Source organism: Humibacter ginsengisoli (assembly GCF_054780095.1).
Genome location: NZ_BAAGWZ010000010.1, coordinates 1 through 12,311, shown reverse-complemented (window position 1 = coordinate 12,311; position 12,311 = coordinate 1). Strand labels below are relative to the sequence as shown.

Here is a 12,311-nt window from a genome sequence, read left to right as displayed (position 1 = left end):
ATGATGACATCCTCCCAGCGGCACCCTTCGGCACCACAGATCAGGTGTCACCTCTCCGTGCAGCAGTCCCGTTGGTTTCGATCTGTGTGGACCGCTTCGACAACGACCGCACCAAGTGGGCGAGTTGTTCGATTTCCCCGTCGCTGTTGAGGGCGAAGCCCTTGGCCGCGAGGGCGCGGATCCACGCGGGGTCGGTGCGGGCGGCGAGGTCGCCTTCGGCGTTCACCACGTTCTGGAACCTGAGCGCCGCCCGGGTGTCCAGGTTCGACCAACGCCCGTCCTGGCCTTGGACCTGGACGTTCAGCCAGAGGTGGCGGTGCTTGTGCGGGTCCAGCGACGGGGACCGTTCGTGCCTTAGCTCCACCACTTCAATCCGGGCCAGGTCCTCCCGGACCTTGCCGCCGGCGCCACGGCGGACGTTGAGTTGGGTCTGCCAGAGGTGGATGATCCGGTCCCGCAACCGGTCCTGCAGATCCTCATATGCCGCATTCAACTCGGGGTCGAGGAGCGCAGCGATGGAGAAGGACTTGGGTGCATTCACGGTCGCATCCAGGACCAGGTCAGCGACGGGGGATTCGAGGTCACGGCCGCGACGTTCCCCGGTGAGTGGGTCGACCCCGTCGACCCATGCCCGCAACTGCTTCCGGGTGAGGAGGTCGTCCCGGATGGCGCCGTTCTGGCAGATGTACCGGGTCATCAGGGCGTCCGCGTAGTCCGCGGCAGCGATCACCCCGGCAGCGTCTTTCGCGGTGAGTGTGGCGTCGCAGACCCCGCCGAAGGCGTACGCGACGGCCTGCTTCACCCCCTGCGAAGCCTTGCCCCGCTTCCAACGCGCAATTCCACCCCTCACACTTGTTCTTCATCGAAACCGTCGATTTCGGCGCGCACCTCACGGAAGTGCCTGCGTGCATCCGCTCTTGGCTTCTATCTCTTTGGCCTGGGCTCTATCTCTATTGGCCTTGGTCTCCTCTGTCACTCGTTCCTCCCCCGTTCGTTCGTTCGCTGGTTCCTTCATCCGTTTTGTCTTCATTCCTTCGGTTCGATCGACTTCGCCCCGCGGCAATTTGCCAACGCAACGACTCCTGGCATGGCGGAAGGCCAGGAAACGGATAAGTGCATCCGCTTCGCGGAGTTCTAAGGCACAACGAACTGGACGGGGTCAAATCTCACTGTCGAAAGCACCGGTTGATTTGGGGCGCCTCGCAGCTAGGCCCACAGTCAGGTCTTGATTCCATCCGGTGCGATGTCGTCGGTCATCACACCCGGGCTGCGGTGGAGGTCTTTGAGAGTTCAGCTTCGGCAGCGGCCGGCGCACGATCTGCCACCAGTGTCGAGTCGCGGATAACCATCCCGACCGGAACGACCACGTGCTGTGGTCGTTGCTCCGGCCGTTTCATCGCTTCGATGATGAGATCCACAGCGGCGCGGGCCATTTCCGGCAAGGGTGAGCGCACTGTCGTGAGCGGGGGGGTGAGATGGTGGGCGGCAGGTATGTCGTCGTAGCCGACGACCGACAGGTCGCGCGGGATATTGATGCGCATTGAGGCAGCCGACACGATGAGGCCAACAGCGATGATGTCGCTGGCCACGAAGACGGCGGTCGGCCGTCGCTCGGAGGCCATGATCTGGGCGAGGACCGTTGCGCCATATTCCTCGGTGAATGAACCGATTCCGCGGAATTGGTGCGCGGGGTCGATCCCGTTCTGGCGGAGGACGTCGCTGTAGGCGCGGAGCCGGTCCTGCGTCGTTCGCATGTTCGAGCCGGCCACGAAGCCGATCTCTCGGTGACCTTGCCCTACGAGGTAGGAGACAGCTTGGAACGCGCCGGAGTAGTCGTCCTGGAAGACAGTGTTGGTCTCCTGGTCGAGATCCTGAGGCTCGTCAACGACGACGGCCGCGAAGTCGGAGCGGATGGCATGGTCGAGTGCGTCGTTGTGATACGTCGTTCCGAGATAGAGCAGGCCGTCGAGCTTCAGGCGTTGGGCCAGCTCGACATATTGGCGCTCGTTCCTGGGCAGGTTCGTGGCGGAGAAGATCACGGTCGACACAGACTGTTGGTCGGCGGCCGCGATGATCTCTTCAGCAAGGATCGCGAAGTACGGGTTCGTCAGCTCCGGTACGACAATGCCGACGATGGGGCGGCCCTTGGGCTGGGATCGCTTGGCGCGGGGGCGGTGGACATAACCCGTCTCGAGTAGTGCCGCGTCGACACGGTCCTTCGTCTCGCCCTTGAGCGTCAATGTGCCGTTGAGGTACCGCGAGACGGTGGAGGGCGCGACTTCAGCGCTCTTAGCTACCTGCTGAATGCTCACAGACCTCAGGCCCCCTTTCGTGAGAAGAACACGCGCATTGCGTCATCGCAAGTTTACACAAATCGCTGTTGCGCACGCAACAAAGCCAAATAGCGCAGCAAATTGTGTTGACGTGCGTAACTGGTTGTGTCACTCTTTCCCCATGGCGACCATCCGAACCCTCAGCCCGCAGTACCTCCGACAGCTCCCGAAAGCTGAGGTGCACTGCCACCTGGAGGGGTGCGTACCTCCGGAGACAGCAGTCGCACTGGCTGCGCGCAACGGGGTGACTCTGCCGGCGGGAGCATTGGTCGGCGATGGCCGATACCACTTTCTGAACTTCGACGAGGGCCTCGCCATCTACGTCGCCGTTTCTCGATCGATGCAGACGGCGGCCGACTTCGAGGCGGTCACCCGGGAGAGCCTTCTGGTGGCGGCCGAGGGAGGGCTCCGCTACCGCGAGATCGCCTTCAACCCGCAGAATCATCCGGAGCTCACCTATGTGGAGATGATCGACGGGATCATCGCCGGCGCCCGTGCCGCGGAAGCCGAGGCCGGTGTCGTGTCGCGGATCGTCGTTGCAATCAATCGCGAGCTCGGGGGACAAGCGGGGCTGGAACTGGTCCGTGAGGTCATCGAGAACCCGCGACCGGAGGTCGTGGCCATCGGGCTGGACTCGAACGAGCTCGCAGCCAGGCCGTCCGAATTCGTCGCGGCGTACGACCTCGCCCGCGAGGCCGGCTTCAAACTCACCGCTCACGCCGGCGAGCACGGCGACCCGACCGAGATGGTCGAGTGCCTCGACCTGCTGGAAGTGGACCGCATCGATCACGGCTACGCCGCGCTGCTCGATCCGGCCCTGCTCTCGCGCACGGTCGCCTCGCAGATCCCGTACTCCGCGTGCTGGTTCATCGACGAGCCGGCGCTGGAGGTGGAGGGACGGCGCCGCGACATGGCGGCCATGGCCGCGGCGGGACTAAACATGTGCCTCAACTCCGACGACCCGGCGCTGATCGGGCCGGAGCTCCACGAAGACTTCATCGACGCCGCCGTCCACCTCGACTGGAGGGTCGAGGACGCAGAGAAGTACGCCCTCGCAGGGCTCGACGCTTCTTTCGCAGACGACGCAACCCGCGCACGTCTCCGCGCCGAGTTCACTGCCGAACTCGCGCGTCTCCGCCCGGTCGCCTACGGCGCCGACGACAAGTAAGGACACAGCTATGACCAATCAATTCCGTGACGCGCGGTCGAATCGCCACCGGAGCAAGCGCGCCCGACTTCTCGGCCTGGGCATCGCCGCGACTCTCGCAGTAGTGCTCTCGGCGTGCTCGGCTCCCTCGGCCGGCTCAGGCTCGGATGCTCCCTCCGCCAGCAGCCTGGGCCAGCTCAACTACGCATTCTCGTGGCTCAACGATGTGACGCAAGCCGGGCCGTACCTTGCGGACACCAACGGTTACTACCAGAAGGCCGGGTTCTCCTCGGTCAAGTTCATCCCGGGCGGCCCGTCCGCTGTCTCCGTGCTGACTCAGCTGGCCAACGGCACCGCACAGTTCGGGGTGTCCTCGCCGACCGAGATCGTGGGAGCCAACGCGAACGGCGCCTCGTTCCGAGTCATCGGGGCGATGTATCAGAAGGACCCGCGCGCCATCGTCTCGCTTGCCGGCAAGCCGATCCGCACCCCCGCCGACCTAAAGGGCAAGACGATCGCCGTCTCCGACGCCGACAAGCCGTTCATGCAGGCCTTCCTGGAGGCCAACGGGCTCAAGCCGAGCGACCTGAAAATCGTGCCTTTCCAGTACGACCCGGCACCGCTCGTCGCCGGCCAGGTGGATGGCATCCTCGACTACTCGACGAACTCGCCGATCAGCCTCAAAGAGTCCGGACAGGACCCCGTTGTGATGATGTTCTCGGACTTCCACTGGGCGACAGTCACACAGACGTATGTCGCGTCGACCGACCAGATTTCGAAGGATCGCGCCACGCTCAAAGCGGCACTCCTCGCCGACATCATGGGATGGCGTGCCGATATCGCGGACCCGCAGAAGGGCGCGAGCCTTGCCGTCGACAAGTACGGCAGATCGCTGAAACTCTCCCTCGACAACCAGGTGGCGGCCAACAAGGCGGAGATCGCGCTGATGAAGACGCCCGACACCCAGAAGAACGGGCTCCTCACTGTCACGGACCAGCTGCAGAAGGACACAGTCAAGACACTCGGGCTCAGCGGCGTTCACACGACCCAGGCCGACCTGTTCGACATGTCCCTGCTGAACGAGATCTACAAGGAGCACCCGGAGCTCAAGACGCTCCCGTGACCCTCTCACCAAACCAGAGCGAAGGAGCTCCCATGCCTACGCAGCCAGATGATGCCTCCACGGAGGCGATCGCCGGAATCCAGCTTCACGATGTCACGAAGACATTCATGGCGAGACGACAACGTGTCGATGCGCTCGGAGGTGTCAGCCTCACGGTAGACCGGAACCAGTTCGTCAGCCTGATCGGCAGGTCGGGGTGCGGCAAGTCGACGATCCTACGTCTTCTCGCCGACCTCGACCGGCCGTCCTCCGGCAGTGTGACGGTGAACGGCAACAGCCCCTCGGTCGCTCGCAAGAGCGGCCGACTGGGGGTCGCCTTCCAGGACTCCGCGCTCCTGCCGTGGCGAACGGTCACCGACAACATCCGGTTGCCGCTCGAAGTCGCAGGGCGTCGCCCGGACCCGGCGACGATCCAGGACATCGTCGAGCTCGTCGGCCTCCGCGGATTCGAGAAAGCGCGGCCGAACCAGCTGTCGGGCGGAATGCGCCAACGCGTCTCGATCGCCCGCGCCCTCGCGTTCGAGCCGGATGTCCTCCTCTTGGATGAGCCGTTCGGCGCGCTCGACGACATGACCCGCCAGCGGCTCAACCTCGAACTGCAGCGGATCTGGACCGAGCGGCCCGCAACGACGCTCCTCGTCACCCACGGGATATCGGAGGCCATCTTCCTGTCCGACGTCGTCGTCGTGATGACGCCGAGGCCGGGCCGGATTCTGCGAACCGTCCCGATCGACCTCCCACGGCCGCGCGTGCCGGAGATGATGCGGAGTCCGGAGTTCCACCTCCTCGTCGATGAGCTCGGTCAGCTGCTCTTCGAAAACGACGCAGCGGCCACGGACGGACCCACCCGGCCCGTCGCCCTGCGGAGCGCCTGAAATGACCACGATGCAGACGACCACCCAGCCCCGAGCAGTCCCCCCGGTGCCACCCCCAGCCGCGCGACCGGCACGCGACCTCCCCCGTCCGCGTCGCCGGGTGCCGGGCATCGTGTGGACGGTCAGCGGATTCGTACTCGCCCTCGGAGCGTGGTGGATCGTCTCGATCTCCGGACTCCTCCCCGCAGCGTCGGTGCCCAACCCGACGACCGTTGCCGAAGACCTCGTCGCGAACTTCCCGTTCTACATCTCCAATGCGGTGCCCACTCTCGTCACCGCACTCGAGGGATTCGCCATCGCCGCGGTCGTGGCCTTCGTCTTCGGCGCGATCGGGTCGCTCACGGGATTGCTGGAACGATCGGTCTCGCGTGTCGGCCTGGCGATCTACTGTCTGCCACTCCCGGCGCTCCTTCCCCTGATCTCCAGCCTCGAAGGTCCCGGACAACCGACCAGGATCACCATGGCGTTCCTGTTCTCGTTCTTCCCGATGCTCGTCGGGACGCTCGCCGGACTCCGGGCGACGCCGGCGGACACGGCCGCAATCGTCTACTGCGCGGGCGGCGGACGGCTCAAGGTGCTCCTCAAGGTCGGCCTCCGATCCGCGCTGCCCTACATCATCGGCGGCATGCGGATCGCGGGACCCGGCGCGCTACTCGGAGCACTCGTCGCTGAGTTCAGCGGTGCAGAGAACGGGCTCGGGGTGGCCCTTGTTGTCAGTCAGCAGAAGCTCCTGACCGCTCAGACCTGGGGCGTCGCCATTGTCGCCACCGTCATCGGAGGCCTCCTCTACGCGGTGATAACGGCGGTGGGGCGCTGGCTCCACGTCGATCCGGCCGACGGGCAGAGCACGCTTGCGGCCTCCCCGAGCGCCGGGCCACTGCGCCGGGCGATCGAGTTCTTCACTCCGGCGGTCGCCTTGATCCTGATCTGGTTGGCGCTCATCCTCTTCGGCGGTGCCAGCCCTCTCGTCTTCAAGTCTCCGGTCGATGTCGTCAATTACCTGGTCAGCAACCCCGCCGCTGCCGACCATCGCGCTGCACTGCTCTCCGACTGGCTCATCACTATGCGCGACACGGCCATGATCTTCGGCGTTGGCATGGCGGCTGCGCTGATCGCGGGCTGTGTGCTCGTCAGCTTCCCGGTGCTGCTGCGCTTGGGGCTCCCGCTGCTCATCGCCTCGCAGTGCGTACCTCAGATCGCGTTCATCCCACTGTTGGTTGCCATCGCCGGTCGGGGCCAGCTGTTCATTATCATCACGGGCCTCCTCGTCGTGTTCTTCCCTGCCATGATTGTCATCGTCACCGCCTTGGAAGAGCGATCGCGCTCGACCCTCGACGTCGTCACCGTGTTCAGCGGCGGCCGCTGGGCCGCACTCCGTTTCGTGCGACTCCCCGGGGCCCTTCCCGGCGTGCTGAACGCGGCCCGGATCAGTATCCCGCTCGCACTCTTCGGCGCCCTGGTGGCCGAATGGCTCGTGACCGGCGACGGCATCTCCGAAGCGATGACGACCGCGACGTCGACCTTCGACTACACCCGGCTGTGGGCGGACGTGGTGGTGGTCACTGTGACGGTGATCCTGCTCTACGAAGTGGTCGCCGCACTGCACGATCGCGCGCGCCGCCGATTCTCGGGCTGACCGCGTCCGCGCCCGCTAGACATCCATCAATCGACACCACGGTTCGGCGGTTCCGCCGTGCCGAAAATAAGGAGACTGACATGGTCCGTTTCATCAGCCCCGACAACGACGCATACGTCGCGAGCGTCGCCCGGCACATCGACGAGTTCGAAGCCCGCACGGGTGAAAGCGCCGTCCTCGAGATCATCCCGGAGACCGAGTACGTGACCAACTCCCTGGACGCGTTGCGATCTCGGCTTCGGGGTGAGTCGGCGCCTGACGTCTACGTATCGGGGCCGGTGTCGATGTGGAAGCTGGCGGGGGAGGGGCTCGTGGAGCCCCTGGACGACTACCTCGACGGGTGCGCCGACGACTACCACCCCATCGACTTCATCCCGCAACTGATGGCGGCCAACCGGTGGACGGGGCGACGCGGGGACAGCTTGGGCCATGGACCACTGCTCGAGATCCCGGTCAACTGGGAGACCTATAACCTGGCCTACCTGCCCGAAGTACTGGAGCGCGCCGGGCTCAGCGAACCGCCCGCCACGTGGGCGGACTACTTCGCGGCGGCGAACCGGATCGCCGAAGGCGTCCCCGGTGTCCGCGGCTTCGCGCAGCGCGGCACCGACACGTGGCACACGATGTACACCGGCTTCGCGACGCAGGCCTGGTCATACGGCGGCACCGACTTCGATGGCGCGGGCCGCAGCGCGATCGCGAGCCCGACGATGGTCACAGCGACCCGGGACTTCCTCGACGCCGTCCGCGCCTCGGGCCCGACTGCGTGGCCGGACGGACACTGGCTCGATGTCGCCCGCGACTTCGCGGCGGGGCATTACGGCCTCATCGTCGACTCCGACCACTACGTCGCCTTCTTCGAGGGGCAGTCCTCCGATGTCCGCGGACGCGTCGCCTACTCCCTGCCGCCGGCCGGCCCGGACGGACGGCGCGAGGCGAACATGTGGACGTGGTCACTGGTGATGAACAGCGCGTCCCGCGACAAGCGAAGCGCCTGGCGCTTCATCGAGTGGGCGAGCTCCCCAACCTTCCTCGCACGGGCCGCCCTCGAAGGGAACATGAACCCGACCCGCCTGAGCACCTGGGAGGACGACCGATACCGGGCAGCGGCCTCGAAGTGGAACGGCTTCGGCGACAACAGCCTCGAGATCCTGCGAACCATCGCCCGGGTTCTACCGACACCCATGCCCGAGTACCTCGATGTCGCCAGCCTTTGGTCGAAGGCGCTGGTGGACGCCTACCGAGAGCCCGCAGAACTCGAACGCATCCTCGCCGACTCAGCGCAGGCGATCGACCACATGCTGAGCCGAAGCGACGTGAGCGTCCCATGAGACTCGGGGTCATCGGCGCGGGTCGCCACGCGAACAACGCCCTCTACCCGGCGATCATCGAGTCCGGCCTGGAGCTGGTCGCCGTCTGCGCTCGGACCCCCCGGCACGCGCAGGCGGCGGCCCACCGGTGGGGCGCGCCGGACCACTTCACCTCGGTCGCGGACATGCTCACCGAAGGAGGGCTCGACGGCGTCGTGATGGCGGTCGGAGCAAACGCCTACAGCCCCCTCATCCAGCGGTGCATCGAGGCGCGTCTCCCGGTCTTCTGCGAGAAGCCTGCCGGCCGCTCCGCCAGGGAGCTTCGCGAGCTGGCTCACGCTGCTTCGGCCCAGGGATGTCCAGTCGTCGTCGGGTACATGAAGCGTTTTGCGCCGGCGTATCGTGGCGCCCGCGACCTGATCAGCTCTCCGCGGTTCGGCGCGCCCTCCCTTGCGCACTTCTCCTTCACCATGGGTCGGGTCGATCAATACCTGGCGGACCCGCGTCACTACCTCATCGACAACCCAGTGCACATGATCGACATGGCGCGCTACCTGGTGGGTGAACTCTCGGACATCTCGGCCCTGGTCGACCGGGTGCCCGACTTCGGACTCAGCGTGAGCCTGATCGCCCGTGCCGAGAGCGGTGCCGCGTGTTCGTTCGACTTCTGCACGACAGCCTCCTTCGCGCATCGTGGGGAGTCGGCTGAAGTGTTCGGGATCGGCGACGCCGTGCTCGTCGACAACGTCGACACGTGCGTCTACCGTCCGGTCGACGGACCGGCGGAGGTCTGGCGGCCGAACTATACGCTGCCTGTTCCGGCGAATTCCGGACTCACGACGATGGGTTTCATCCCGGCGCTTCAGCACTTTCGCGACGTCGCCGGCGGTTCGGTGCCCAATGAGTCCGATCTGGAAAGCGCTGCGCGAACGCTCGAGACCACGGAGCGGTTGTGGGAGCAGATTCGGGGCCAGTTGGCATGACCACGGTAATCGTCGAGGTCATCGGGTGGAGCGGCAGCGCGCTTCTCGTGATCTCGCTATTCCAGTCGCGAATGCTGACACTGCGGGTCCTGAACCTTCTCGCCGCACTCGTTCTGATCGGCTACAACGCGGCCCTCGCGGTCTGGCCGTCAGTGGCGCTGAACGTGGCCGTTGCCGTGATCGACGCCTACTACCTGATCGCGTGGCGAACCCGATCCGCCCGCGTGACCACAGCCGAGCAGACCGAGGTCACGACGGAAGGCGAGTCATGACGGACACTCCGGCCGACCAGGCATCGGAAGCCGAGCCGCAATCCCTGCAGCACGGTGCGCCGACTCTCGACGATGTCGCACCGTTGGCGCAGGTGAGCATCGGCACGGTGTCTAACTACTTCCATCGGCCCGAGCACCTGGCGCCGTCGACTCGAGAAAGGGTGGGTCGGGCAGTCGCCGAGCTTGGCTACGAAGCCAATCGGTCCGCCCGGGCGCTTGCGACGGGAGGTGGGCCGACGCGCCCGACGATCCGCGACGTGGCACGGGAGGCGGGCGTCTCCTATCAAACGGTCTCGCGCGCGCTCAACCACCCCGACATCGTAACGACGCAGGTCCTCCGTCGGGTCACCGCCGCCATCGACTCCCTCGGCTTCGAGCCGAATACGAATGCGCGGGCACTGCGGCGGCATGCCGCCGGTCGGACGGAGCAGACCGACGCCGAAGTGAACGGCTTCGCCTCACCGACGGACTTGCTCGCCGAAGAGGACGATCTGATCCTGGACAGGCTCGACGAGGCTGTGTGCTACAGGCTGGGGGCGACGATCGCCGACCGGGGGCTGGCAGCGCATCAGCCGCTCGCCGTATCGGTGCGTCTTGGTGAGCTCGAAGTGTTCCGTGTGCGGCTACCGGGCGCGACCGACATCAACGAGATCGTCCTAATTGCCAAATGGAACAGGGCACGAATGAGCGGGCACTCGCGCCTGTACGAGCGCAACGTTCGACTTGCGCGCGGAACGACCTTCGAAGAAGAGACCGGTCTGGCGTTTCCCAAACACGCCCCATACGGAGGTGCGGTACCACTGCGTGTCGATGGAGACTCTGAGACCAAGGCCTACGTGATCGTGTCCGGGCTCTCACAAAAAGCGGACCATGCGCTCGCGGTGAACGCTATTCGGAAGCTGCATGACGGTGGACCGCAAGGTTGATGTCATTGCTGGCGGCCAGCAAGAAGCGGATATTTGAATGAGGCGAACACGCGACTTTCCCAATGAGTTTGCCCCCGCCGCAGCTTTGAGATGAGGAGCGAGGGCTCCCTTCCGATTCCGTCCGACCGGTGGGCGAACCCCTCGTCCCGTCCCGCACCTGGCCGCGCCGGTGGGAACGAGGGGGTGAGCATGAATCGGATCCACGTCTCGGTCAGTGATGTCCTGATGCAGAATTGTCAGTGATGTCCTGATGAAACACGCGATATATCAGAGTTGCTGTGATGTCTCAGGACATCGGTGACGATTCTGTCTCAGGACATCGGTAACAGTTCATGTCTCAGGACGTCGGTAACACTCAGTGGGTTTTGCGTGGGCCGCGGGGTCCTCGGGGGGTTGCCGCTGCCGACGTATTTGGTGCCCGGCGCGGGCCAGGGGTATTCGGCCAGCAGGGTGCCCGTGGCGTCGAAGATCAGCAGCCGGTCGTTCTCTTCGACTCGGTAGGCGATCTGCCCGGCAAGGGTGCGGCTGACCTGGAACTTGGTGCCGCGGGCATAGACGGTGCCGTTGTCGCGGATCCGGGTCATCCGGAGGCCATCGTCCCCGACCGGCGCAGCGGCCTGCGGAATGGGTCTGGTCGGTTCGACCACCGGGGTGGCCGCCCAAGCCAGCGTTGGAGTGATCCGACCCGGCAACCCTTGGTGCGGTCGCTCAGTGTTATAGATCAGATCGAACGCGTCGACCTGGGCTTGCAGCTGCTCGAGCGTCTCGGCCAGCGGTTGCTTGTCGAGGAAGCGGAACAGGGTCTGATGGAAGCGTTCGTTCTTGCCCTGGGTGGTCGGCTTATAGGGTTTCCCGGTGATCGGCTCGACCCCGAGCGAGCGCAGATAGACGACCAGCTGACCCAACACTCCGCGCCGCGACGGGTTCAACGCCGCCCCATTGTCGGACAGCAGTCGCTGCGGAACCCCGTGCGCGGCGATGCCCTTGCTCACCACGGCGATCGCGACCTCGGAGGTCTCACCCCAGGACACGTGGGAGGCGACCGCGAGCCGGGAATGGTCGTCGATGAGCTGGAAGATCACACACTTGCGACCACCGTTGAGCACGTATTCCGTCGCGTCCAACTGCCAGCACGCGTTCGGCGCCGGATAGACGAACCGGCGATACGACGCCCTCGGCTTCTTCCGCGGCTCGACTCGCGCCACCCCCGCGTCACGGAAGATCCGCGCCAGCGACGAGACCGCCGGCACCGGCTCCAAGCCGAGCGACCGCATCTTCTCGTGAACACTGATCGGTCCGTGATCCAGCCCGGAGGCCTCCAACGCCGCCCGCACCCCGACCGCCTGCGCCTTCACCTCATCGGAGATCCGGTTCGGGCTTCCCACCGGCCGACGGGTCCGCGGCTCAAGTGCAGCAGCCTGACCCTCCAGAATCGCTCTCTTGCGGATCGCATAAAACGTCTTCCGCGCGATCTGGTGCTCCAGACAGAACGTCGTCACCGCTCCCCGCGGCGCATCTGACGGCCACTGAGCAATCGCGAGACGAACACGAGGATCAACCGGTTCAACAGGGCTCATCCCTCAAACATCGGAGAGAAGTGTCACCACCAAGACAGTCGAAACTGTCACCGATCTGTGGTGACGTCCCCTGGGGTGGTGTAGTTCTGGGCAGGGCGGCCGGCGTCGTGGACGTGGGCGAGCCATCGT

The 12,311-nt window shown here is 65.5% G+C and carries 11 protein-coding genes; 8 read left to right on the top strand and 3 right to left on the bottom strand.

The genetic code is table 11. The features are described 5' to 3' along the window. Positions 1 to 40: 40 nt before the first annotated feature. Complete coding sequence (locus ACYVI5_RS14245; RefSeq protein WP_460580787.1) at positions 41 to 802, bottom strand: relaxase domain-containing protein; 762 nt, start codon at positions 800 to 802, stop codon at positions 41 to 43. A gap of 454 nt (positions 803 to 1,256) precedes the next feature. After that, positions 1,257 to 2,312 carry a LacI family DNA-binding transcriptional regulator gene (locus ACYVI5_RS14240; RefSeq protein ID WP_460580786.1) on the bottom strand — a complete coding sequence of 352 codons (1,056 nt, stop codon included), beginning with the start codon at positions 2,310 to 2,312 and terminating at the stop codon, positions 1,257 to 1,259. A 142-nt stretch (positions 2,313 to 2,454) separates the two neighbouring features. Here ACYVI5_RS14240 and add point away from each other — a divergent pair, with 142 nt between their 5' ends. The 8 genes from add (at position 2,455) to ACYVI5_RS14200 (ending at position 10,605) form a co-directional block, all read left to right on the top strand. After that, a complete protein-coding gene (gene add, locus ACYVI5_RS14235) occupies positions 2,455 to 3,501 on the top strand; it encodes an adenosine deaminase family protein (RefSeq protein WP_460580785.1) in 1,047 nt (348 codons plus the stop codon). Positions 3,502 to 3,511: 10 nt separating this feature from the next. Continuing rightward, the gene (locus tag ACYVI5_RS14230) at positions 3,512 to 4,603 is read left to right on the top strand and encodes an ABC transporter substrate-binding protein (protein ID WP_460580784.1); all 1,092 of its coding nucleotides are present in this window, start codon (positions 3,512 to 3,514) and stop codon (positions 4,601 to 4,603) included. A 32-nt stretch (positions 4,604 to 4,635) separates the two neighbouring features. Then, positions 4,636 to 5,478: an ABC transporter ATP-binding protein gene (locus ACYVI5_RS14225; RefSeq protein WP_460580783.1), complete on the top strand. Its 843-nt coding sequence runs from the start codon at positions 4,636 to 4,638 to the stop codon at positions 5,476 to 5,478. 1 nt (position 5,479) lies between these two features. After that, positions 5,480 to 7,114 (top strand): ABC transporter permease, encoded by a 1,635-nt coding sequence (locus tag ACYVI5_RS14220; protein ID WP_460580782.1) that lies wholly within the window; start codon positions 5,480 to 5,482, stop codon positions 7,112 to 7,114. Positions 7,115 to 7,194: 80 nt separating this feature from the next. Continuing rightward, on the top strand, positions 7,195 to 8,445 hold the full coding sequence (locus tag ACYVI5_RS14215) for an ABC transporter substrate-binding protein (protein ID WP_460580781.1): 1,251 nt from the start codon (positions 7,195 to 7,197) through the stop codon (positions 8,443 to 8,445). Next, entirely contained in the window at positions 8,442 to 9,407 is a 966-nt protein-coding gene (locus ACYVI5_RS14210) for a Gfo/Idh/MocA family protein (RefSeq protein WP_460580780.1), read from the top strand. Before ACYVI5_RS14215 ends, ACYVI5_RS14210 begins: the two co-directional genes overlap by 4 nt. Further along, complete coding sequence (locus tag ACYVI5_RS14205; protein ID WP_460580779.1) at positions 9,404 to 9,679, top strand: hypothetical protein; 276 nt, start codon at positions 9,404 to 9,406, stop codon at positions 9,677 to 9,679. The genes ACYVI5_RS14210 and ACYVI5_RS14205 overlap by 4 nt, the downstream gene beginning before the upstream one ends. After that, positions 9,676 to 10,605, top strand: a complete 930-nt coding sequence (locus ACYVI5_RS14200) for a LacI family DNA-binding transcriptional regulator (RefSeq protein ID WP_460580778.1) — start codon at positions 9,676 to 9,678, stop codon at positions 10,603 to 10,605. Before ACYVI5_RS14205 ends, ACYVI5_RS14200 begins: the two co-directional genes overlap by 4 nt. Positions 10,606 to 10,916: 311 nt before the next feature. Here ACYVI5_RS14200 and ACYVI5_RS14195 read toward each other — a convergent pair whose 3' ends face one another. Next, positions 10,917 to 12,182 (bottom strand): integrase core domain-containing protein, encoded by a 1,266-nt coding sequence (locus tag ACYVI5_RS14195; protein ID WP_460580777.1) that lies wholly within the window; start codon positions 12,180 to 12,182, stop codon positions 10,917 to 10,919. Positions 12,183 to 12,311 lie beyond the last annotated feature (129 nt).